This window comes from Vibrio sp. 10N.222.52.B7 (genome assembly GCF_041474275.1).
Lineage (GTDB): Bacteria > Pseudomonadota > Gammaproteobacteria > Enterobacterales > Vibrionaceae > Vibrio > Vibrio crassostreae_C.
This window is the reverse complement of the sequence record NZ_JBFRTU010000092.1, coordinates 17787-41932: the sequence shown is the minus strand read 5'-3', so window position 1 is coordinate 41932 and position 24146 is coordinate 17787. Positions and strand designations below refer to the sequence as shown.

The 24146-nt window shown below is 41.5% G+C and carries 21 protein-coding genes and 2 pseudogenes; 18 read left to right on the top strand and 5 right to left on the bottom strand.

The genetic code is table 11. The features are described 5' to 3' along the window. Nucleotides 1–309: 309 nt before the first annotated feature. From AB4512_RS20000 to AB4512_RS19940, 13 genes and pseudogenes are all read left to right on the top strand, one after another. Complete coding sequence (locus AB4512_RS20000; RefSeq protein WP_241815097.1) at nt 310–510, top strand: hypothetical protein; 201 nt, start codon at nt 310–312, stop codon at nt 508–510. Next, a complete protein-coding gene (ltrA, locus tag AB4512_RS19995) occupies nt 510–1835 on the top strand; it encodes a group II intron reverse transcriptase/maturase (protein ID WP_372057112.1) in 1326 nt (441 codons plus the stop codon). Before AB4512_RS20000 ends, ltrA begins: the two co-directional genes overlap by 1 nt. Before the next feature lie 79 nt (nt 1836–1914). Beyond that, nucleotides 1915–2130 (top strand): annotated as a pseudogene (locus AB4512_RS19990) (transposase); the annotation flags it as partial. A 452-nt stretch (nt 2131–2582) separates the two neighbouring features. Continuing rightward, complete coding sequence (locus AB4512_RS19985) at nt 2583–3095, top strand: hypothetical protein (protein ID WP_102321102.1); 513 nt, start codon at nt 2583–2585, stop codon at nt 3093–3095. Between the two features lie 70 nt (nt 3096–3165). After that, a complete protein-coding gene (locus AB4512_RS19980) occupies nt 3166–3681 on the top strand; it encodes a hypothetical protein (RefSeq protein WP_102321101.1) in 516 nt (171 codons plus the stop codon). After that, a complete protein-coding gene (locus AB4512_RS19975) occupies nt 3681–6431 on the top strand; it encodes a TcfC E-set like domain-containing protein (RefSeq protein WP_102321100.1) in 2751 nt (916 codons plus the stop codon). The genes AB4512_RS19980 and AB4512_RS19975 overlap by 1 nt, the downstream gene beginning before the upstream one ends. A gap of 10 nt (nt 6432–6441) precedes the next feature. Continuing rightward, entirely contained in the window at nt 6442–7164 is a 723-nt protein-coding gene (locus AB4512_RS19970; RefSeq protein WP_102321099.1) for a hypothetical protein, read from the top strand. Next, nucleotides 7164–8195: a hypothetical protein gene (locus AB4512_RS19965; protein WP_065583729.1), complete on the top strand. Its 1032-nt coding sequence runs from the start codon at nt 7164–7166 to the stop codon at nt 8193–8195. Before AB4512_RS19970 ends, AB4512_RS19965 begins: the two co-directional genes overlap by 1 nt. 1 nt (nt 8196) lies before the next feature. Then, on the top strand, nt 8197–8994 hold the full coding sequence (locus AB4512_RS19960) for an outer membrane beta-barrel protein (protein WP_102321098.1): 798 nt from the start codon (nt 8197–8199) through the stop codon (nt 8992–8994). Nucleotides 8995–9389: 395 nt separating this feature from the next. Further along, nucleotides 9390–10109 carry a hypothetical protein gene (locus tag AB4512_RS19955; protein WP_241910598.1) on the top strand — a complete coding sequence of 240 codons (720 nt, stop codon included), beginning with the start codon at nt 9390–9392 and terminating at the stop codon, nt 10107–10109. 202 nt (nt 10110–10311) lie between these two features. After that, entirely contained in the window at nt 10312–12897 is a 2586-nt protein-coding gene (locus AB4512_RS19950; RefSeq protein ID WP_102321097.1) for a DUF1566 domain-containing protein, read from the top strand. A 90-nt stretch (nt 12898–12987) separates the two neighbouring features. Continuing rightward, entirely contained in the window at nt 12988–13335 is a 348-nt protein-coding gene (locus tag AB4512_RS19945; protein ID WP_137001854.1) for a hypothetical protein, read from the top strand. 630 nt (nt 13336–13965) lie between these two features. Next, nucleotides 13966–14331, top strand: a pseudogene (locus AB4512_RS19940) (IS5 family transposase); the annotation flags it as partial. Between the two features lie 75 nt (nt 14332–14406). Here AB4512_RS19940 and AB4512_RS19935 read toward each other — a convergent pair. From AB4512_RS19935 to AB4512_RS19925, 3 genes are all read right to left on the bottom strand, one after another. Continuing rightward, the gene (locus AB4512_RS19935) at nt 14407–14721 is read right to left on the bottom strand and encodes a helix-turn-helix domain-containing protein (protein ID WP_017061716.1); all 315 of its coding nucleotides are present in this window, start codon (nt 14719–14721) and stop codon (nt 14407–14409) included. A gap of 117 nt (nt 14722–14838) precedes the next feature. Beyond that, the gene (locus tag AB4512_RS19930; protein WP_017061717.1) at nt 14839–15078 is read right to left on the bottom strand and encodes a hypothetical protein; all 240 of its coding nucleotides are present in this window, start codon (nt 15076–15078) and stop codon (nt 14839–14841) included. Nucleotides 15079–15416: 338 nt separating this feature from the next. Beyond that, nucleotides 15417–16010, bottom strand: a complete 594-nt coding sequence (locus AB4512_RS19925) for a TfoX/Sxy family DNA transformation protein (protein ID WP_372175441.1) — start codon at nt 16008–16010, stop codon at nt 15417–15419. Nucleotides 16011–16202: 192 nt separating this feature from the next. On the opposite strand from AB4512_RS19925, the gene AB4512_RS19920 reads away from it, so the two are divergent. The 4 genes from AB4512_RS19920 to AB4512_RS19905 all read left to right on the top strand — a co-directional run bounded on the left by AB4512_RS19920 (nt 16203) and on the right by AB4512_RS19905 (nt 21160). Next, on the top strand, nt 16203–16511 hold the full coding sequence (locus AB4512_RS19920; protein WP_017061719.1) for an Hpt domain-containing protein: 309 nt from the start codon (nt 16203–16205) through the stop codon (nt 16509–16511). A 10-nt stretch (nt 16512–16521) separates the two neighbouring features. Beyond that, nucleotides 16522–18846 carry an ATP-binding protein gene (locus AB4512_RS19915; protein WP_137001857.1) on the top strand — a complete coding sequence of 775 codons (2325 nt, stop codon included), beginning with the start codon at nt 16522–16524 and terminating at the stop codon, nt 18844–18846. Nucleotides 18847–19104: 258 nt separating this feature from the next. Then, nucleotides 19105–19965, top strand: coding sequence for a helix-turn-helix transcriptional regulator (locus AB4512_RS19910; RefSeq protein ID WP_102319859.1), 861 nt, complete (start codon nt 19105–19107; stop codon nt 19963–19965). Further along, nucleotides 19958–21160, top strand: coding sequence for an EAL domain-containing protein (locus AB4512_RS19905; protein WP_372175440.1), 1203 nt, complete (start codon nt 19958–19960; stop codon nt 21158–21160). The genes AB4512_RS19910 and AB4512_RS19905 overlap by 8 nt, the downstream gene beginning before the upstream one ends. A 54-nt stretch (nt 21161–21214) precedes the next feature. Here AB4512_RS19905 and moeB read toward each other — a convergent pair whose 3' ends face one another. Together moeB and moeA are read right to left on the bottom strand one after the other, a co-directional pair. Continuing rightward, on the bottom strand, nt 21215–21967 hold the full coding sequence (gene moeB, locus AB4512_RS19900; protein WP_065583719.1) for a molybdopterin-synthase adenylyltransferase MoeB: 753 nt from the start codon (nt 21965–21967) through the stop codon (nt 21215–21217). Between the two features lie 12 nt (nt 21968–21979). Then, nucleotides 21980–23215: a molybdopterin molybdotransferase MoeA gene (gene moeA, locus AB4512_RS19895; RefSeq protein WP_372175439.1), complete on the bottom strand. Its 1236-nt coding sequence runs from the start codon at nt 23213–23215 to the stop codon at nt 21980–21982. Nucleotides 23216–23431: 216 nt separating this feature from the next. On the opposite strand from moeA, the gene folE reads away from it, so the two are divergent. Further along, nucleotides 23432–24085: a GTP cyclohydrolase I FolE gene (gene folE, locus AB4512_RS19890; RefSeq protein WP_017061725.1), complete on the top strand. Its 654-nt coding sequence runs from the start codon at nt 23432–23434 to the stop codon at nt 24083–24085. Nucleotides 24086–24146 lie beyond the last annotated feature (61 nt).

The window sequence follows — 24146 nt, the reverse complement described above, 5'->3', positions numbered from 1 at the left end:
GCACATTGGAGCATTGAAAGTGTGCCGCAGGCACTGAAGTTAGCAGCATAAGGAGATGCTATGACTTAAGGCATAAGCTCAGGAAGAGATGGTTGTAGGCCCACCGAAGTCTGCTGTCGGAAGCTGGCTTCAAACCACTCCAAGTGGCTGTAGTTAAGAGCTATGGTCATGAGCGTTGGAGTCAAAGTGCGAACGAAAGTTCGGCAGGTACGATATAGAGAGACGAGTTAACCCGAACCCATGTGGACGCGTCGTAATCCAGAGATTGACATCAAAACCAAGGGCGTTTCTATCTCTTGGGATAAGTCTATGAGTAAACTCCGAATGCTGCATAGACGGTGTCCGGCGTATAGTGGGCGTGAATCTATATCAGGCTCTTTTTGGGAACTGCGGGAACCAGTCGTTGTGATGCCTAAGGAAGACATACAAGCCACTGAATTGGCGAGTATTAGAGTACCGATGCACAGCACTGGGACGGAGCTATCTGTAGTAGTGAGGAAACAGCTGTAATGGTTGTGGAGCGAAGGGGTAGCGTTAGGCCGTCGTTAAGTTCTGCCCAACTGACAATAAGTCAGGAGGAGGCAGAGGTTAAGACAAAACAATTCAACATTTCAAAATGGCAAGTAGTCAACGCATACAAGTTGGTGAAAGCAAATGCAGGCGCGGCAGGGGTTGATAATGAAACACTGGCCGAATTTGACAGGAACTTAAAAGGAAATCTCTATAAAATTTGGAACCGATTGGCATCGGGAACCTACTTCCCTCCGCCAGTACTGGCTGTAGCCATTCCAAAGAAAGCCGGAGGCGAGAGGATACTTGGTATACCAACCGTCAGTGACCGCATCGCACAGATGGTGGTCAAACTGACATTTGAACCCCAAGTAGAACCGCACTTCTTGCCAGATTCGTATGGATACAGACCAAAGAAATCGGCTCTAGATGCTATAGGTGTAACTCGAAGACGGTGTTGGGACTATGACTGGTGCCTTGAGTTCGATATTAGGGCATTGTTTGATAAAATACCGCACGACCTACTGATGAAAGCAGTCGATAAACACTGCACAGAAAAGTGGGTAAGGTTATATATCAAACGTTGGTTAACAGCACCGATGAAAATGCCAGATGGAGAGTTGAAAGCAAGGGATATGGGAACACCTCAAGGAGGGGTAATCAGTCCTGTTCTCGCCAATCTCTTTTTACATTATGTCTTCGATAAATGGTTACACAAGCATTACCGCGGTATACCTTGGTGTCGATATGCGGATGATGGGCTGGTTCATTGCAAAAGCAAAGAAGAAGCCGAACACTTGCTAGAGGTACTGAGAGAGCGCTTTGCTGAGTGTGGTCTAGAGTTGCATCCAGAAAAGACCAAAATAGTTTACTGCAAAGACGGAAGCCGAAAAGGCAACCATGAACACACAAGCTTCGACTTTCTTGGATATACATTCAGGCGTCGATTAGTGAAGAATACCAAGCGAAACAGTATGTTTGTAAGCTTCACGCCAGCGGTGAGTAAGGTTGCTTTGAAAGCGATGAGGCGGAGAATTAAAACGCTGAAGGTACGAAGCCGAACAGATCTCAACATCGCACAGATATCAGGTTGGTTAAATCCAATGATAAATGGCTGGATTGGGTACTATGGTAAGTACTATCGGTCGTCGCTATACCCAGTGTTTAGACACATCAACAAAGCTCTGATTAGGTGGGCGAGACGCAAATACAAAAAACTTCGTCGCCATAAGACTCGAGCAACGCTGTTCTTGGAAAGGATAGCTAAGCAGAATCCGTGGTTATTTGCCCATTGGAGGCATGGAATGAGAGGATCGTTTGCCTAATGGAAGCGGTATGAACTGAGAGGTTCACGTACCGTTTTGCGAGAGGCTGCAGGGGGAGTTCCTGCGGTCTACTCACCATCAGATGCACTGGCGATTAGACGTTGGTTTTAAAGAAGATGAATGTCGGATACGTCGAGAGCAAGCCGGTGAGAATTTAGCAGTTATAATACATATAGCTTTAAATCTGCTGACGGAAGAAATCAGCTTCAAAGCAGGGATCAAAAGAAAGCAGAAAAAAGCGAACCGCAATAACGCTTACCTTTCGCAAGTCCTTGCAGGGCAAGGGGCTTCGTAATCTTGCCCTGAGGTCGAGCTTAGACAATGTCGGGTCGGCCTCAAGCAGTAACTCAAGCATCTCCTGCTGTGTTAAACCTCGCTCCTTTCTGGCTTGTTCTAAGAAGTGTGCAAACGTGAGTGGCATTCTTTGTCCTCGATAATCTCTATTATGGTAAGTATTGTTCGATTGCTTATGTAATTCAATCTTCTTTTATTAGAATTTAAACTATAGCTTATCGGGCAGGTTTTTATTATAGATGTAGATAAAACGAAGGTAGGTATTACTAGCTTTACTGTTGATGGTTTTATCGAATCGGCATTTTCGGCAAATGGAATTTTCAAATGCCCAATATTTCTTTTCCAGTGTTCCGCATAATTTATTTCGTCCTGTCACCGATGAGCGTTAACAAATTTAAACGCAGGAGCGGGATTACTAATTTATGAAATATTTAATCTTTAAAGGAAAGTAAAATGTTTAACTTCAAAAAAAGCGCACTAGCATCAGTTCTTCTTATGGGTATGGCAGTAAGTGCAGGTGCTAACGCATCTTCAAATGCTACTGTTATATGGAACGGCGTTGTTCCAACAACTAGCGCATCAGATGCACTTATCATCACTGGCCTAGGAGGTGATACAACAGCGCTTAACGGTACTATCACTCCAAGCTCAGACGGTGTGTTTGAATCAGATACTATCGTACTTGAGTCTCACTTAAATGATGGTGATGCTGTTACTCCTGTTGTTGGTGCATTAGCTTCAGCTAACTGGACTCTAGTTGATGCATCAGTAGCTTTTGACGGTGTGGCAAACCCATCTCAAGCTGTTGAGATTAATGTAAATGGTGCACCAGTAGCCGTTGGTGATGTTGTTTCTGGTGAAGAAACTATTTCAACTAAAGTTAAGCAGACTGCTGTATTACCTGAATCTGAAGTAGGTGGAACTACTGTTCAAGCATCAGTAACGGTTATGGCTGACCTTGTTTAATTTGTAGAAAATTCCCGATTCAAAGGCTCGTAGTAATTACGAGCCTTATTTCTCTACGATGGTAGTCAATATGAAAAAAGTTTTAATACTATTGGCTTTCATGAGTATGAATGCCAACGCCGATTTCAAAGTGCTTTACATTACTACGAGCCTCGATGTAGGCAAACTTTATACAAATTCAATTAATTCTGTTGAATTTATTCCGGCAGTTCTGGAGTTGACGTCAAATCAAGACAAAACAAAATTTGATGATGTTAATACCACATTAAGAATTGAAACAGATATACCTTTTGAGTCTTCGGATATTCCTTATATTTCAACGTTAACAAAAAATACGTCAATTTGTACGGACTACTCTGGAGTGAGCAATGTTCAGGATGATTTCGTTACATTAACGATTGACGGGAAAAGTTTGTCAGAGGGTGAATCCGTCTCTTTTTCAAATTTCAATTTAAATGATGGCGACAATAAGTATAGTGAGCATGACATTATATTAAGTTTTCAGTCATTTAAAGATATCATCACAGCGGGCCAAGCGGAGAGGTGTAATGGTGAGATAGAGTTCAATATAGAGGTAGATATATAATGTTCAGGTTCAAACTCATAACAATGGCAATTTTAGTGTTATTGCCTGTGTATTCGTATTCAAGTTATAGTCAAAATGTTCTTGAAGGTTTTGAAGAACTGTTTGAATTGAAAGAGTCAACAGTCCGTATACGTAACTTAGATGGTTCCCTTACTTCACCGATCCCATTTTTAACGTCGTTTAACACGTTAAAATTAGACTCGAATAATAAAAAAGCGATCGCACAGGTATCTGACTATTTAAATGATAATACAGTGTCGGCTGAGTACCAGCAGAAGATCATAGATCAATTAATGGTTGGCATACAAGATCAGTCTGAGTGTTTAGGTAAGCTCGATGAGTGTGAGTTGTACCCAGAAACGTTTGAGATCGTTCATAACTATAACGATCAAGAAGTCTATCTTTTTGTATCTCCACAGGTGTTGTCATACTCGAATCTCGATGAAGAACTGGTATACCACTCGTCTCTGAGTCAACACAATGGGTTAATCAATTCATTTGATCTGTACGTGAGTGAATATCAAGATCAAGACTCAATCGTTTCTTTAAATAATGAAACGACACTGGGGCTACCTTACGGATACCTCAAAACTGATTTCAATGCCAACAACAGTGATAACGGTTCTGAATTGTATGAAGCGGCATATCATTTAGATATCGATTCTTACTCAATAAAAGCGGGTCATTTTGAATTTGAGCCAGAGGTTAACTCAACTGACTTCCTGAATAACACCGCTCGAGTTGCTCAAAACTCGCTCACGGTAGGTACCTCTAAAAAGTTGCTCGTAGGCGGACATAATAACGACAAAGTATTGAGCTTTTATGCGCCAACAAGTGGCGGTGTACAAGTTCTTCGTGATGGTCGATTGATTTTTCAAGATAACGTACCAGAAGGGCAGAACTCAATTCCTTACAGCAAGTTACCATCTGGTCGCTATGAAGCTGTACTTGAGGTGACAAGTGGTGGGCAAGTTGTTAATACCCAGACTTATCAAGTATATAACACCAAAGGTGACTCTCTGACTCAGGGGGAAGTGGATTTCGTTGCCACTGCGGGTATGTTTTCAGGAAGCCATTACGACTACACGGAACATGGCATTCAAAATATTGAAGACGATGTTTATGGCAAGGCATTAGCTAACTACCAACTCACCCGTTCGTTGCAAGTAGGCTTGGGCGGCTTGGTCACGGACAGTGGCACTATGTACACCGTTGGTGGTGCATACAATCTGATTGATTGGGATTTGAGTACTGAAGCTGTGTACAGCCAATTCGAAGACGCATCTCACTTTAATGCTAATATCGGTATCCCTTATTTAAGTCTATCTTATGAGTCTCTCGATAATGAACTTGGTGATCCAGTTGCTTCTTATATGTACGGATATGCCGATTATTCACGTCTATCGTTGAATTCTTCGTACAGCTTCCGCGGTGGACAATCTATGTATGCGGTTTACTCGCTTAATAACGACAAGCAGTTAGACAATTTAGGTAACTCGGATGAACAGGAACAGCAGTTTATTTCCGTTGGTTACAGCACGCCCACAGTTTTAGATTCGCGAGTTAATATTAACGTCGATTACTCTGAGGCGACGGACGACATATCAGTTAATTTGTTATGGAGTGTCCCGTTGTCAGACACAGTAGAAACTATCATGGGCCTGACGAGTGATAGTGATGACATTAATCAATTTAAAACAACAGTAAGACGAAATCAGTTAATTGACTCAGACTCCTTTAATACGTCGCTTGAGGTGAGTAACACCTACGATCGACAACAGGATGATATGTATCAAGATGCGTTATTGGCGACCAGTGGCACGACTAAATACGCTCGAATGAATGCCTCCGCCCATACGTCCACCAATGGCACGAGTGGTATCAATGCTGGCTTGTCTAGCACTCAAATCGTGACGACAGACGGCGTTTATATTACCGATAAAGCGGCAATGTCTTATACGCTTGTCGATATTCATCAGTCGCAGAATACAGAGCAGACGTTTGATGAAAAAGGTTACTTCTCTCTTAAAAAAGAAGGGCGAAACAACAGTAAGTTCATCGTATATAACGATGAAACAATTGTGCCTTTGGAAGACTATAGTCAATATCGTGCGAAATTTGATTCAGAGAGCGTTGATCTTTACAACTCTGGTGATAGTAACGTAACCGTGTTTACACACCCAGGTACGGTTGCTTCTATTGAGCCAAGAGTTAGTCGCGTCGTTTCGTTTGTCAGCGCCTTTAATGACATATCAGAACAGCCGATTACAGAAGTGGAGTGTCATGGAGAAGGTTGTATTGAAGTCAATGAAATGGCCGACGGTGTTTATAGAGTAACCGTATTGGAAGGCATGAACTTTGAATTGTCAGCGAAAGAAAGCCAATGCTTACTGCCTTATGAATTTACTTCAACAAATCAGATGAACTTTGGTCAAAACTATTGTTTGCCAATAGCTCAAGAAAAGCAGATAGATTTGATTGATGCAGATGAACGACTACAAGCGATGTATTTAGGTGCATACGAAAGCTCGATTGAACTGAATAAAGCGCTTAAAAAGCTCGAGTCACACGGTTATCGAATTATTCAGAAAGAAGTGGGTTCGTTTAAGGCAATTTATATAGCGCATGAATCTATAAACATGGCGGAAACAATAGCGCTTCATAAAAGAGATATCGATCAGTTAAAACTGTTGGCAAAGCGACTTTATCGCACCAACGCCATTACATACCCAGTCGCACAAGTTAATTAAGGAGTGGGAAATGAAATCCAATAAAGTTCTACTAAATTTAGTATCACTCACCGCTATATTGTTATCTATAAGTGTACAAGCTTTTACGGTAGATAAAATGGTTATTGTCTCTGATGATAAAGGGAACGGTATCGTTACGTTAACCAACGACGAGTCTCACCCAATTTTTATCCAAGCAAAGGTGGATGAAATAAATATTATTGATGGAGAACAGGTAGAAAAAAAACAATATACAAGAGACAACTTAAACGATTGGAAGGTGTCATTAACGCACCAGAAGGTAGTTTTGAACCCTGGTGAAGAGAAAGACATTGGCATACGTAGTTTATGCCACAACGCTGCATGCGATAATTCAAAAGATTTGATGTTTATGCTGTCTTTTTCTCCAAGTAAATACAGACCTGGTGAAGTAGTGAGTGGTGTGGAAATTAATTACGGATTCGCACCTGTTTATATTATTCCTACAACACAACCGAATTATTCTTACGAATTAACCAACAACGGTGATAGCCTTAGAGTCGAAAATAAAAGTAATACCATGCTCAATTTTTTTGTAGATGCATGTGTTGCTGAAAACAAAGCCCAATGCAAACAAAAATTTACGGTTGTATCGGGAAGGAATAAGACGTTCCCTTTAACCGAAACTATGCGAAATAACGAGTTGACCATTACCGTGACATCTCACGACAGAAGCTATTCAAAGAAAGAAATGGTGACGAGAGGTAAAATATAATGCCTAGACCTATCCTATATATTGTAGCGTTTATTGCATTAATGACGACAAGCATGGCTCAAGCTGCGTTTGAAGTTCGCGCGGAAGTGAAGGCTGGTGGTGTTCGTTGGGACAATGTGACACGTTACAATGGTAAAATGCTGCCAAGTACGTGGGAAACTCCTCCTATGTTGCAGGCTTCAGAAGCTTGGGCGGCCGCGACATTTTCGGGTACACCTCCAACAGAGATGACTTTAATTGGGGGAAATGGGAATACTTCACCGTCAATATCGATCGATATATCGGGCGTTCAATACAATACTACTGGAATTGAATTTGCCCAGTCAGCGAATACGGTAGGTGGTGGGTGCTCATTTGATGAAGTGTCACTACCGATTGTGACTGTTGAAGGTCCAAACTGTGTTTCGTCTGTTCGATTAATTAATAAACAAAAATCGAGCCCATTTATTTTCCTGAGACCTATTTTCGATATTAACGAAAGTGAAATAGTGTCGGCATTAAGTGGGCTACCAGAGGGGCAATATTCAGCTTCAGTGCCGGTAAATATTCGTTACTACTATGAAAATGACGGCATTATGACTTATCGCAACATCAATGAAGTGATGTTGTTTTCATTTGATTATCAGCCTGTTCAACTCGACAGTGTTTTTGTAAGTGGAGATGGTGTCATGACGCCAGTCTACGACACAATTGGCAAAAGAATAACATCGACAACGTCATTTGATATTACAGCGAACGGCTATTTTAATGACGGAATTGTTTTAACAATGCCCTTACAGTCATACGAATTGGTTAATTCAAGTAACCCTGGTGTGGTTATTCCTTACAGCATTCATTGCGATCAGTGCAGCTCTGGTAACTTAGTTGATGAAGGACAATTAATGTATCAAACAACGGCTATTTCAGAAGGAGCTGGAGTGCAAACAAGTATTAACTTTACTTTAGACTTTGATTACGATATTGAGGGCAGTTCTGCTGTTTCCGGAGATTATTTTGATGAAGTAACGATCATGTTGGAGCCTGGTATTTAAGATGAAAAAAATGAACTTAATGTCATCGATTATCGCTGTGTTCTTATCCATAAGTGTATCAGCAGAGGAGCTGCCTATCCAGATGAGTGGTGGCATGACGTTTTCTGCATTTGATGACAACATGGGACAGACTGAAGCACTTGGTTATAAGGCGGCGGTTGGATATAACATTAGTGAAAACGTACTATTTGAACTTGGCTATGCTGATTATTCTGCTTTTTCTGATTCGGAAATAGATAGTTTACGTGCGGTAATGGTTGAAACCGACTTATTGCTACCCGTCAGTGAATTTGCCTCCTTGTATGCAGGAGTCGGGGGCGCGTTTTCTAGTGACGACACCAATTTTACGGCATCGCTTGGTCTTAAATACCAATTGAGTAAAAATTGGAGCGCCGACCTTGGTTACCAAGGCGTCTTTGATTTAGCTCGTCAACAAGACGATCTATACGCATTTAATGCACTGTTGGTTTATCGTTTTTCAAGCAATGAAGCCGCAGAAGGCCTTTCAGATATTAACCCAAGGCCCAATGTTGACCAGCTTGTTGAAGAGTCGACCCAAGTATCAAGGCCGAAAACCCAATTGGCGTCTATTGTCCCAATTAAGAAGGCGCCATCGTGTCAGCAGCGTTTAGTTGAATACCGAGTGGTTCCTGGCGACTATTTGCACCGAATTGCAAGAGCATTTGATAGCTCACTTGATGAATTAGTCGAAGCAAATCCAAATCTTAATAATCGTGATTTGAATTTGATTTACCCTGAAGAGAAAATACTTTACCCGAAAGTTAGCTGTTTAGATTAAGTTGCCTTCCTTGAAACAGAAACACTGCCAATTTTTTGGCAGTGTTTCTTTGTTTGTAGCAGAGAGTATCTCGCCAATGTAAATGATATCTACACTTGTTTAGCTATCTCGCATCTTGCGTTTTTGAAATTCAAGAGTGCCCAATACCTTTAAATCCGAATGCGCGATACTGCTCACCAATCGAGCTACTCACCTTTTATCGTTTGGGCTCGCAAATATGCTAATTAATACCTCAATTATATGCATGAAGGTCAAATATAAGAGAGCGGAGTAATGATCGGACCAAATATTTTAAACATGTATGTACTCATTCTTTTCGCGCTTGGTGTTATATACGCGCTGAGCAAAATAGACGAGTAGTATCCTAAAATTTATTATTTTTAGTAGAGAGAAATATGAAAATTAAATATAATCTATTAACAGTATTCGCAATTTGTTCAGCAATGACTTCTACTGCTGCCAATGCTTTTAATGTCGACAAGATGATTGTCGTCGCGGATAAAAAGGGCAATGGTGTCGTGACACTTATTAATGATGAGTCTCACCCGATTTTTGTTAATGGAAAAGTACAAGAAATTCAGTTTATTGATGGCGACAAAATCGTTCGTAATAGTTATACAAGAAACAATCTAGATGATTGGAAAATATCTCTTACGCACCCAAGATTAGTTTTAAGACCTGGTGAAGAGAAAGACGTGGGTGTTCGTAGCTTATGTCACAACACGTCTTGCGATAACAGCAAAGATTTGATGTTTATGCTGCCATTTACTCCTAGTCGTTATAAAGAAGAGGGAGAGAAAATTCACGGTGTCGAGATAAACTATGGTTTTTCACCGGTTTATATTCTGCCTACGACAAAGCCAAGTTTTGATTATAAGATTTACAATCAGGGCGAGAATTTACGCATCGATAATAATAGTAATACGCTAATTGATGTTTATGTTAACTCATGTACAACAGAAAATAATACGCAATGCAAACAAAAGTTCACTGTTGTATCTGGTCGGGATAAAACGTTTTCTCTTGCGGAATATACGCAAAGTGAACAACTTAATGTAACCGTAACATCTTACGATAAAAAATACTCTAAAGAGATGCAACTGCCTATTCAGTAATAGGAACGCTGAAAATAGACATAATTATAGGCCTTCAATGATTAATGCTAATCAAGGACGATCAGCATTCATTACCCATGTTCAGTGCTAATTTTAGCCTACATGGCATCACTGTTATCAGCAAAGTGTAAATGCCCAATACAACATTAAATACAAATCATAAAATCAATTTTGAAATCAATAAAAAGTAAAGAGAAGTAATATGAACCTTTTAAGCAATAAGCCAGGAGGAAGCATTCCCCTGGGTTTTGTCGTCGCTACTACGCTTACCCTTTTTGGGTGTGGTGGAGAGGGCAGTGAAGGAAGTGCCGGAAGCTCAGCAAGTGTTTCCCCTAATACTCAAAGCGCGACGCTTTCCGCTCAAAATGCTACCTACTCGACTGGCTATGCTGAATCGTTCGAGGTTGACCTGTCGTCAAAGGTATTTTCATCAACGGGTGGTGGCTTTGCGCTGAGTGAAGTCGAGGTCTTGTCTAATGATGATAGCTGCCAAGTAGAAAGTATGACGGAAACAGGGTTTGTAATTCAGGCCTTTGATACCAAGGTGTGTGACTATCGATATCATGTGACTCCTAAAACATTGTCGCCAATGAGCCGTATGGCTGAAGCGCCAATGAGTGATAGTAGTAGCTCAGAAGGTTCGAGTTCTGCGGTTACGCGCATTGCGGTAAGTAGTAATCCTAGCTCAACCGAACTGGTTCCAGTAAGTGCAACAACACTGATTAATGAAGATGTGAGTGTTTTACTGAAGGACGAATTGGAGAAAGTCGGCTTTACGTTAGGTGACGAGTTTGTATTAACGGAGCTTACACTACCGTACGGTCGCTCGAGCTCAGTTCAAATAAATAGTACAGATGACCAGACTATGGATTATACCCCGCCGTCAGGTTTTACCGGCATTGACCGTGTTCTTTATACGTTAGAAGACTCGGTTAATGGCCTTGTGCTGATGGGGGTTTTAGATGTTGCGGTGGGCTACGAAGCTAACCAAGGTTTTACGATTGACGATAATATTGTATATCCAGTTGTTGTCAACGTATTGACCGATGAAGAAATCGACATCAGCGGCTTTGTTTCCTCGGACGATAGTGATGATTATCAATTGGTGTATGTTGAATCGTTTAACGCAAAAGCGGTACCTAAAGATCCACTGGACACTCAGAATAAAACGATCGTCTTTCAAGCGTCACAACCAGGTTACCACTATATTAGTTTTGCGGTTAGTGATCATAATGGAGTGTATGACATGGGTTTGATTCGTGTTGAAGTGACCGATCCTAATCAGTCATCAAAATGGGACGACATTTCTCATTTGTTGGATCTCTATATTGGACCACCCACCGCACTTGATGCAGCCGGGCAAGGCTCGCCTTATGATATAAAACTGAACGATGATGGCTACAGCCCAGCGATTGATATGGCTGGTTTTCGTTATCCGTCGGCCGTAGCATACTGCGACACCATCGGTGGTTCAGTGCCGACGTTTGATCAACTTAAGCTGATGGCCACTGATACCGATGTTCAGGCGTTACATAACTGGCCTGTTAAAGCGCAATACCTCGCTTATGATGACGGAGCAGATCTGGTTAAGTGGGTGGATCTTAAAGATGGCAGCACCCTTACAGGCGATGTCGATCCAACATCGGCTTATTATGTGACATGTGTTAAGCAAGGTTTAATTACTGTATTGCCTACCTCAAGCACGGAAGTTGTCGCGGATGGAGTTGATGTTGGTTCTGTATTTGTTGAGTTAAAACTCGGTCAAGAAGTAAGACCAGATACCCTTGTGACGGCTTCTGTCTCTAGCCCAAATGTGACATTGGACAGCGATAACGTTACCACAGACAGCTATGGTATTGCCGAGTTTCGCTTAACCAGTTTAAAAGCGGAAACCGTCACATTAACCCTTGATGTGGGTGGCATTACTCAAGACTATGAAGTTAAGTTTATTGGTGATGAAAAGACGGCTGCAGTGTCATCAGAAGCAACGATTGACACGGTACCTTATACGTCAGTGGAAGGTGGCCAGGTTACTGCGACCTTGACCGATCAAAATAGCAACCCAGTAGAAGGTTACTCAGTCATTTCAGTGGTAAGTACAGAACAGCACCCAGACACCGCAGAAATGGTTACTCCTATCCTTGAAGCGGAAACGACTCAAACCGATGAATCAGGTGAGCAAAAAGTGCGGGTAAAGTGGGATACAAACTATCAAACCCCAACAACGACCATGACCTTTGATGTGGCGTCATCTTACACCACAACAACCAATACACAGACTAATGCGATTAGCCAAGTTACCTTTCATGCCTATTTGTGTGGTGGCCAAGTTGGGGATGATGATCAACAAAACGCCGCGGGTGCCTGTGTTAAAATTGCGGAAAGCGATGGAAAGTTGTTTACCGGTACTCCAAGTGAGAGCTTTTTAAACGCTGTTGGCTATAGTGGTAATTACTACGGTAGTCATGTTGACAATATCCCTTATGGTCCTTCAGGATCGTTTGCAATTTTTAGTGTTACTGAAGCACATAGCCTTTGTGAACATTATAATACACTTGAGCTTAACGGGAGAGATGATTGGGCTTTAGCAAATATAGATGAGTTGACGAGTCTTTTTAATAACTTTGGTCACATGTACACCGCGAAGGGTTGGGCGACCGGCTACTTCTACTGGTCGTCGACGGCTAATGGTTCCGGCTACTACTACAGCGTGGGCCTCACCTATGGCGGCGTCGGCAGCAGCTACCCATCCCGTCAGTACTACGTCTCGTGCGTATCAGGTTCTTAGGGTTCAACGTTCAGAGTTTGCGGCCCGCAGGGCCGTTTTTTCTTTTTATAGAGGGTAGCGGTTTATTTTCTAAACTCAGTAAGGATTAATATGGATATTGAAACAAAACTCAAGCTTAGTCAGCAACAAGGTAAAATTATCGGCATACATGAAGGCATGTTTGTTCGTTTTTATGATCAAGCGCTGTTCGCATGGCAGCAGTGGGTGGTCACTCCCCCCTCTTTGCCTGTTTTAAAAGTGTCAGCTAAAGTGGTTAAAAAACTCGGGTCACAATGTGTTCTATCGGGCGGGTTACCTGTAAGCAGCCTTGCAAAAGTAGGGGTGTTTCCTGACGAAAAGGTATCATCAGCATTGGTTTTTATGCCGATATGTCTAATTGGGAAGAGTGGTATCTATCGCACAAAAACGACTTACCTGTACATGAACGGTCTGACTTAAATCCTAGACTAAAAATAGATAACAGCTTCGCTAAAGTTTGGATGCCACAGTGGTTAGTACACCAGCTAGACGAATGCACACCGGACACATCTAACCCAGAGGGTAGGTTGCTGTTTGATGTTATTCGTTGGACTGAACGGTAGCCTTAGTAATGTTTTTGATAAGGCGATACGCTAAAAACAGGGAACATAGCAGCGTTGCTGCGCCTAGAGAACACCTTTGTTACGGCATTGGTGAGCGGGCCCTGGTATGTTATCGGCACTTATGGCCTTATTAGAGGTAATAAAGGGGGGCAAGTCGAAAGGCAACACTCCGTATAAACAATAAGTGCAAACGTGAAGGGTTGGGCGACCAACAACAACTACTGGTCGTCGACGGCTAATGGTTCCAACTACTACAACGTGAACCTCAACTATGGCAACGTCAACAGCAACAACCCATCCAATCAGAACTACGTCTCGTGCGTATCAGGCTGACATATACTCAGTGTTGTCGCCTTATCAAAAATGACAAGAACGGAGCTTAACGCTCGTATAGTATGCATTGGCAGGGGCTTTGTTGCGTAATTCAATGGAACTAAATCAAGAACCTACGATCTGATCAGCTACCACCACTCTCTCTCGTAGCCTTATGCCTAAACCTTGTTACAAAACAACCAACTGGAAGCAATACAACCAATCGCTCATTAACCGTGGTTCTCTGACCTTCTGGATCGATGAAGAAGCAATAAGTGGGTGGGCGCAAAGCAAACAGAATAAGCGCGGGAGGCCACGTCGGTTCAGTGATTTAGCTATTACGACAGCACTCATGGTGAAACGAGTTTTTTCTATGCCACTGAGAGCGCTGCAAGGATTTATCGACTCGATATTTAGGTTAGCCCATGTGCCGTTAAGTTGTCCGCATTACACCTGCATCAGTCGTAGAGCCAAGCAAGTTGAGGTCTCATTTAAGACTAAAGCGAGAGGAGCGATACAACACCTAGCCATTGATGCAACTGACCGAATGCATTGGTCATATTCAAAGGCAAGTTGTAGGTTGGCGGCGCTGGTTTTTGGACGGGAGTGTTTAAATTCACTGCAAAACACATATTTTGTCAGTTTTATTTAAACTATAACCTATCTTGTAAATGGTATTGATTTCTATCCATCCACCGAGCCTAAGAAGCTTCTTTCTTAAAGACATGATCACCATATTCAATGCATTGTCACAGACGAATGAATTGGGCCATCCCATTTTTAGTAGATGGTGTTTGGTTAAATGCTCCCCTTGATGAGTGAGTAACTCTTTTAGAACTAAAAATTCACTGAGTGTGAGCTGGATGGGTTTTATCGTTGGGTGGTCGGCTAGCGAAATTCTTAGCGACCCTTTATGTAAGATTAAGTGCATAAACAAACAGCCAGTTTAATTATCATACCCGTATTATTTATTTGCTGCGATTACATGCAAGGTCAGGTTGAATATTAATCTGGCTATTATGCCTACTTAATGGGTTTTCCTTTCATATTACACATCAAACGAAACCATTTTATTTGCTGTTTTTGTATTAGTTATTTCAGTTTGTTTAAGTTCAACCTTACAACGTTCGCTTTGTGAGTTGAACGCGACTTGATTGCTAATAGGGTTTGAAGCGCAGTCAGAAGTCGGTACTTTCCCTGTCCAACGCACAGTGACATTTGCGGCCGCCGACTGAAAAGAGATAAGAGTTGCTAATACTGCTGTTGAAATAAAGATTAATGAACGCATATTTAGGCACCTTTTATTAGTGTTGTGTTGATATGCCTAGTTTGGTAGCGATAGGGCAGGTTGTAAAATAAATAGTTATAAATTCAGTTGCATTAAAACTTGAATGGTAATTTGTAGCAGAGGGAATAGTAGGAAACCAAAATAAAGGCTGGCAGTGAAAATTAAAACGGAGTGGGCGATCAAATGAAAGGGGAGGCTAATTTAAAGACGTTAAACTTGAGTGAAATCACTTAAGGACAGCGGGTTAGCCTAATGAGCCGTAGCTAGGAATAGCCACGGCATCAAATTGACCGCATTTGGATTTAACAAGAATCTAAGCTTCGTTAAAACAATATAGGCTAACAATAACTTTGAGTTTGGGTGCGCAATGCATTTTTTAGGTTCGTCGGCAGTTGTGAACGGTGTATACCCTGGATTGCACCCTCTAACGACCAAACTAACTCGATGGTTGGTTTATGGTGGGTATGCTGTTGGATAGCCTCTACAGCACCAATCGTGCCCAGGTTTTTGAGTTTCTCAATGGAGTTTATACCCGCTTTCTCAAGAAGTTGCTCAGTTGAGAATCGCATGTTGGGTAAGTCTTTGAGCCTTTCGGGAGCAGAAATATAACTGCTTCGTGATCTCTTTATTTGCTCTAGTGCGATTTCTGCTTCACATAGAGTCAAAGAATACTTGCTCCAAGGGTTTGCTGGCAACTTGTAATAATCCGCATTCTGACTTACTCCAAGTACGCTCGCATTCACCTTGGGGTAGCCCTTGTTAATAAAGTAGCCTTCTTGTGCCGGTGTTCCTCTGAGGTACAGCTCCCCACTTTTATGTAGAACGAGCAAAACGTGATCTACATAGAAGGCCGTTACGCCAAATATTTGTTTTATAGACACTCGACCTAATTGTTCCAAGCGTCTAAAAGTATGTCTGAAAAGTTGAGCCATTATTTTCACTCGATAATCATAAAAAGTGTGATCTATTGTCCAAATGTAGCCAGCAGTGAATATGGCATAAGCCAAGTTAAAAAACAGACAATGCCATTAGGCATGCCGGTTATTTAAATTCTCGATCTGCCATATCAGTTTTGTAACAGACGGTCAAAATTAAGGGGGGTCACGAAGGCGGGAGAAATTGGTATGTATAGCATCGACACAAATGTATTTTTAATGGCGACGGGTTGTAACTTTCAATCGGATATTGGCGTTCGATTTCGTCAGATTGCTATTAGAAGTTTGCACAAGGTTAATGATGATATTCTTCAAGGAGGTGAGTCCAATCGAGCGCTCGCCCATAAAGTGAAAGGCATTGCGTTATCTTGCGGGGCTACAGAGGTTGCAAGAATTTGTCTTAAATTGGAGCACTACGACGCGGTAATCAATGAAAGTGCAGGAAAAAAGATTTTGATGGATGTGTCTAACGCCATGATTCAACTTTTTGACGCTTAAGTTGGAGGATATGAACGTGTCTTTTAAAAATAAAATCATTTTCACCAACGCAACAATACTGGTTCTATTTGTGGTGTTGCTTACGTACTCCGCTATCGAAATCGTTCAGGTTTCTTCACAAAACCAATTTGAAGAGATAAAGGAGAGCATTACGGGAAATAACAAAAAGCTTCTACTTACCTTTGTGAAAGCTCAAAGTGTAACCCTTGATAAAGAGGTCGAGCTGATCACTGAGGAAGTGGAGCATGTAGCGATTGATTTTGCTCATGATTTTGTTAATGAATCGAAAAACGAGGCACTTCGTAATAAACAACTGGCTTATATCAACACAGAGCGTAAGCCTTTTATCAAAAAGGTGCTTTTTATTGACACTGAACGCAACCAAGAAGTCTCTATCACCGAAAATGGTATTGTAAGCCGCTCTATTTCTGTCGATTTTAGTCGCATGATCCACTACAAGAATTTCTATATAGGGAAAGAAGTTAAAGTGGGGCACGTCACTAAGTTTGCCATTTATATCCGTCCAGAGCACTGGGATAACGCGTTACTCAAATTTGATTTAGATTTAGAGTATTTTTCTCGTTCACTGACTTTTGAAAATATGATCGATGAATTCCAATACCGTTATTTCTTAGTAGACGACAGCGGCAAGCTTATCGCGTCGAATCTACAACAGAATGTCGACCAATTGATGTCTGAAAGTGTTTTTGATGAACAAATTCAAAAGAGTGTCGGAAGCCATATCATGTCACATTACTTGGGTAGTTTTGTGGTAAGTGGCGAAAAAGGTGTTTTCAATGTCACTTTTGTTCAGAACCGTCAAACCGGTTGGAGGTTGATTTTAGTCACGCCAGAGCATGTGATTCGTTCCAGTTATGCGACCACCAAAGAGCTGGTTTTATCTGGTGATAACTCGTTGATCAAACGCCTGTTCTTTGCTTATATCCTTTTGCTTGGTCTGTTTTTAGCTATTAACTCAATCGCGGTGAATAAGATGCTGATACCTATTTCTAAATTGATCGCACAAGCTAAATATCTAAAGCAGCGTGATTTTAATAAATCCAGACATACTGTTTATAGTAATGGAGACGAAATTGAACAGCTTTCAAAGGCTTATTCTGAGGCTGGGATCCAGATTCAAAATTTGATTGAAGGGCTTGAATATGAAGTTGAAGAGCGAACGAAGCAGTACGAGATAGCAGCGCAAGAGGCGAGTGAGGCCAATAAACAGAAATCGGTGCTGCTTTCAAATGTGTCCCATGAGGTTCGCACGCCACTGAACGCGATTATTGGTTATACACATATGCTAAGCCATAGCAAAAACTTTGACGAATATCGCCATCAGCTGAACGGTATTTCGAGTGCGAGCAATACTATTTTAGGCATTGTGAATGACCTATTGGATTTTGAAAGAGTAAAAGCAGCAAGCTATTCATTAAACCCTAAATGCCTGTCAGTAATGAGTTTGATGCGCGAAATTGAAAATACGTTTTTTCCGCTTAGCGAGTCTAAACAATTGTCGCTTGATATTATATGCAATGTCGATGCTTCGACAACATTGATGATTGATGAGCTTCGTATTAAGCAAGCAATCAATAATATAGTTTCGAACGCATTGAAGTTTACAAACAAGGGAGGGGTGACAATAGAAGTTTCAACCGACGATAGAGCATTCAATATCTCCGTAAGCGATACTGGAGTCGGTATTCCCCAAGATAAATTGGATGCGGTGTTTAACGGCTTTGAACAGGTTAATCAAGAAGACCAACAGTTTGGTTTTGGCTTGGGCTTGGCGATAACTAAAACCATCGTAGAGTTAATGAAGGGTTCGTTGCGTGTTGAGAGTGTGCTCGGCACCGGTAGTACTTTTGTTATCTCACTCCCAGCTCAAGAAATTATGAATGTTCTTGAGTGTTCTAACGGTGTTGCTGAACAGGTATATAACGTTAGAGAGCGCTTAGACTGCACAAGTAAAAAAGCCTTGATCGTTGATGATGTTGAGTTCAACCGAGAAATTCTAGAGTTCCACTTAAACGAGCTAGGTTGTGAATGCATGACCGCGAATGATGGTTTGGAGGCTTTAGCACTCGCTTCTGAACATGACTTTGATGTTGTACTGACGGATATTTCAATGCCGGTTATGGATGGCATTGAGCTTGCTTCTGAGTTGGAAAAGCGTAAGCCATCGTTACCTATAATTGCCGTTACGGCACGAGCTACCATTCAAGAAGAGGCTCGAATGGACCAATACTTTTCGTGTTATCTAACCAAACCGCTCAACCCGAGCGATCTAAAGCTAAAGCTTCATTGCGCTTTATCAGGTGGTACTTGCTAACTTAGTTAAATACTCCTACCTATAACCTGAGGGTAAGCCATCTTCGGATCTTCATGTATTATTTTCATCTGTTTTTCTGAGAGTTATGGGCATTGTCATCAAGATAATGCCCAAACTGTTATGAAAATAACTATCATCCAATAAGTGTTGAGAGTAGCTGGGCATTTTCAAATTATTCAATCACAGCTTGCCCTTAGCTTTTGTTCGTATTTAATTAAAAATAAGCTAAATCACAATAACGAATAAGAAAATAAAGCTATGTTTGGAAATATTATACGTACGTTTCGTGTTAATAATGGTTTGTCTCAAACTAATTTTGTTGATGCGATTCAAAGAAGTAACTCTAACTTTAACAACCTGGACGTTGTGACACTAAGCCGTTGGGAAAGAGGAGTAACAACTCCCCACTTAAAACGTCAAAACGAGTTACTGGACCTTATTGGAGTCAACATATTTGATGTTTGGGAGGCAAACGACTCACAAACAGTTCTCACAGGGTTAACGAATAAATTTAATAATAACGGTTATATTGATATGAACATGCACGTCCAAACAGAAGTTACGGTGATTAACTCAAATAATTCATTCCTTCTTGGGAAGATTACCAAGTTAATTGATGTCATCTTTGAATATGAGGATAACGTTATGCTCAGTAATTTAGAAGATTTAGGTATGAGTAGAAAGGTAATTATTGAAAAAATAATAAATCAATATTCTGGAGAGTTAACGCTCGTCACGGTTAATGGGCAATTAATCGGACACTTATTAAGTGCTAACTATAATCTTGCAGCAGATTTTTTGGAGCAAGTCTTAGTATCTAAAGAAGATAGAGCACATTTAGTTGTTACTTTTAACTGCACTCATTATTCGTCATTTACAGACACAATGGGCAGAGAGGCGTACAAGTATCTACAAAGCTTAAATCCAGATAAAGAGCTTTATATACTACTGAAAAGCAAAAGGATTTTTGATCTGTTTTTTTCATTGGGCTGCGAGTATCGAAGTGTAAGAAGTAACGATAGATCAATGAAGGTCATGAACTTGGATTCAAAGAAAATGAAATCACAACGCACTTGGATGGATATTATTGCAAACTATAAAGGTGAAGAGAATGAATAACACAGTATTGATTGTTGACGATGTTGAACTATCGAGAGAGGTCATTAAAAATGCGGTCTCTTTATCTAATAAAAAAACATCTGTACAGTTTGCAGAAAATGCGTTCGATGCAATGAGCAAAATGCAAAACGCATCATTTGATTTGGTGATTATGGACATCATGATGCCCAATGGCGATGGATTTGAACTCTTGAGTATGATGTCGCAACAAAATGTTGAGTCTAAAATAATCATTATTTCAGGTTTGGATAAATCCATTGTTAGCTCGGTGAGTATGCTTGGAAAGCTCTATGAGTTAAATGTTGTCGCTTCACTAGAAAAGCCTATTTGGGCTAACCAAATAAGTGAGTTGGTTGATAAAGCACTTGAAGTTGAAACCATAACCAAAAGCGAGCTTGGCTTTGGTAACCGTGCAACAATCATCGATGACGATTTTCCCATCAATCTGGTTTATCAGCCGCAAGTTGTTTCGGATATAAATGTTATTTCGGGGTTTGAAGTGTTGTCACGATGGTCTGATGAAAACGGGACCTTACTTCCACCGAGCTATTTTTTGCCAGTAATTGAAGAGCTAGGAAAGCAAAAGGTTTTTACCAATATCGTGATAAATAAATTCATTCAGGATTATCATCTCCACTTCAGTGAACTTGATAAATCGTTGAGGTTCTCAATTAATATCGATCCTAATTTACTGACTGATGAATATGTTGTCGATAATCTACTCGAGATCTATAAGCAAGGTATTGAGCATACTATCGTTGTAGAGCTGACTGAAAAGGGGCTTTCAGGCAATATTGAAAAAGAATTGTTGGCAAATATTTTACGGCTAAGGTTGAATGGTTTTGAGATCTCTATAGATGACTTTGGGATGGAAGCATCGAATATTGAACGTATTGTCAAACTGCCTATTAGTGAGATAAAAATAGATAAAACCATTACATGGGGACTTTGCCATAACATTGATTACATGCAAAAAATCGATGAAGTTAAGAAGCTCGTTTCGGTAAAAAACGCACGTATTATCTATGAGGGTGTTGAAAATAAAGACACCTGTGCATTTCTGGAAGCTCTAGGCGGCTTTAACCAACAAGGTTTTCTTCATGGGGTTCCATCACTACCTGAAATTGTAGTTGAGATGCTCGTAGAGCAAAAGGAGCTAGATTACGTCGCTTCTGAATATACTTCTAATCATTAACAACGTATTAGGGTAACGAGCCAAAGCCAACTCAATGGGCTTTGGCTCTTTTTATTACTTACCACACACCGAACAATTAGGCATCTTTATTAAATTCATTTCACGCCAGCTGTGAGACATGGCATCGAGAATCAAAAGTTTGCCTTGCTTTGGTTGTCCAAACTTGGCAATAACCTTGATAGCTTCCAAAGCCTGAGCCGCGCCTACCATGCCAACAACAGGTGCCATCACACCGGCTTCAACACAGCTTAGAGCAGCGTTGCCAAATAGAGCGCTTAAACACTGGTAACAGGGTGCGTCAGCATCTTGATAAGTGAAGACACTAATCTGACCTTCCATGCGAATCGCAGCGCCCGATACAAGTGGCGTTTTTGAGGCGTAACACAAACGGTTAAGTTGATTGCGCGTTTCAACGTTGTCGCTGGCATCAAGTACTAACGAATGCGCTTCAATGAGCTTTGCTAGTGCCTCGTCATCAAGTCTGTGGTCGACCGTTTCAACTCTAAGGTGTGGGTTTAACACCTGTAATGATTCAGCGGCTGAAACGACTTTCTTCTTACCAATATCAGCATCGGTGTGAAGCACTTGTCGTTGCAAGTTTGAAAGCTCGACAACATCGTCGTCGATCAGCATTAGCTTACCAATACCCGCAGTCGCAAGGTATTGAGCAGAGGCACAGCCTAAACCACCCGCACCTAACACCAAAATCGAGCTCTGTTTCAGCGCTTCTTGACCCTCAAAATCAAACTGCTTGAGAATGATCTGGCGGTTATAGCGAAGCATCTCTGCGTCAGACAGTATTTCCATCAGCAAGCCTCGTTAGTAAAGCGTGGAGTTAAACAGTTGAATCTGAACCGTTTCACCGACTTCAACACGGCCACGTTCGCGCTCTAGTACCACAAAGCAGTTTGCTAAGCTCATTGAGCGGAAAGCGCCAGAGCTTTGGTTACCTGTTGTTTCTACTACAAACTTACCGTTTTCAATCGAGTAGATGCCACGTTGGTAATCAGTACGGCCTGGGCCTTTTTTGAATGCAGATTTAGTGATAGCAGGAATCGACTCTGGTGCTGTCCATGCTGTGTGACCAGCTAATTTAGCCAGCATAGGCTGAACTAACACATACATAGTCATCATTGCTGATACTGGGTTACCCGGTAGGCCACAGAACCAAGCGTTGTCTAGCTCACCAAATGCGAATGGTTTACCTGGTTTGATTGCTAGTTTCCAAAAGCCGATTTCGCCAAGCTCTTCAAGAATGTCTTTGGTGTAATCAGCTTCGCCGACACTTACGCCACCAGAAGTGACAACTACGTCTGCCAGTTCTTGCGCTTTTACAAAGGTTTCTTTAAGCGTTGCAGGGCAATCAGGAATAATACCTAGGTCAATTGCTTCGCAACCAAACGCTTCAATCAGTGGTTTGATACCGTAGCGGTTGCTGTCGTAGATCTGACCATCTTCAAGAGGCTGACCTAATGGCTTGAGCTCATCGCCAGTAGAGAAGAAAGCGACTTTAGGTTTGTGTGCCACAGTTACATGACTCACACCGAGCGAAGCAATCATTGGAATGTCACGAGGTGTTAAACGTTCGCCACGGCTAAGAACGATATCGCCTTCCTTGATGTCGTCACCGGTAGGGCGAATGTTATTGTTCAGCTTGATGTCGTCTTGCTGAATCTCAATGCCAGCGTCAGTTTCAGCCGTGTTTTCTTGCATGATTACGACGTCACAACCTTCCGGGATCTTTGCGCCAGTCATAATGCGAATACAGGTGTTTGCTGGCCATTCACCTTCAAAAGGTTGACCTGCAAAGGACTTGCCCGCTAAAGGCAGCACTTTACTGTTCTCTAGGTCTGCTAAGCGCAGTGCATAGCCGTCCATTGCTGAGTTATCAAAAGGAGGGACGAAAATAGGGGATAGAATATCTTCAGCAAGTACGTAACCCAATGCTTCTGCTAATGGCAGTGATAAGGTCGTTTGAATAGGTTGAATTGGTGATAGCAGCTTATCTAGTGCTTCTTCAATTGGCATCAAGCCCGGAGCGTCGCAACAGCCCATAATTGAAATCCTTTGATCGTTATTATTTTGATTTGGCGGTTGGCAATAGGGATTCAATAGTTATCAAATCATGATGGTTCGCCAACGAAATTCTAGCCACTCTAGCACAGTTTAAGCCCCGTAAATAATGACCTCCCTTAAAATATGGGTGTATTTATTCAAAATTCCGAGTATCCTTGTTTGCCATCCAGAAGGGGTAATAAAAGAGGAAGTTCAATGTCAGGTCTTAGCGAATCAGCGAAGTTGGTTAAAGATGCGCTAGCAAGCCGTGGTTTAGAGACACCAATGAGTCCAAACCAGGTTAGCCGAGAAGAGAAAAAGGAACGAATCGAACACCATATGCGTGAGATTCTCACTCTCCTTGAACTTGATCTTACGGACGATAGTCTGGAAGAAACACCGCAACGTATTGCTAAAATGTACGTGGATGAAATTTTCTCTGGTTTGGATTACGCCAATTTCCCTAAAATTACGGTAATCGAAAACAAGATGGGCGTTCGTGAGATGGTACGAGTAAAAGACATTACCGTGACCAGTACTTGTGAGCACCACTTAGTGACGATTGATGGTAAGACTGCGGTCGCTTATATCCCTCGTGGGAAAATCATCGGCCTTTCAAAGATTAACCGTATTGTTCGATTCTTTGCTCAGCGTCCACAAGTTCAAGAGCGTATGACTCAGCAGATCCTTGTTGCATTGCAAACGCTACTCGAAACCGATGACGTTGCTGTAACCATGGATGCGGTTCACTACTGCGTGAAATCTCGCGGTGTAATGGATGCAACCAGCGAAACGACAACAACAGCTCTAGGCGGTATCTTCAGATCAAACCCAGCAACGCGCCACGAGTTCTTACACGGCCTGCGTTGATTCACTGCATTATTAGTTGAATTCAATTTAGCCTCTGTAAATTGATGTTCATTGAAATATA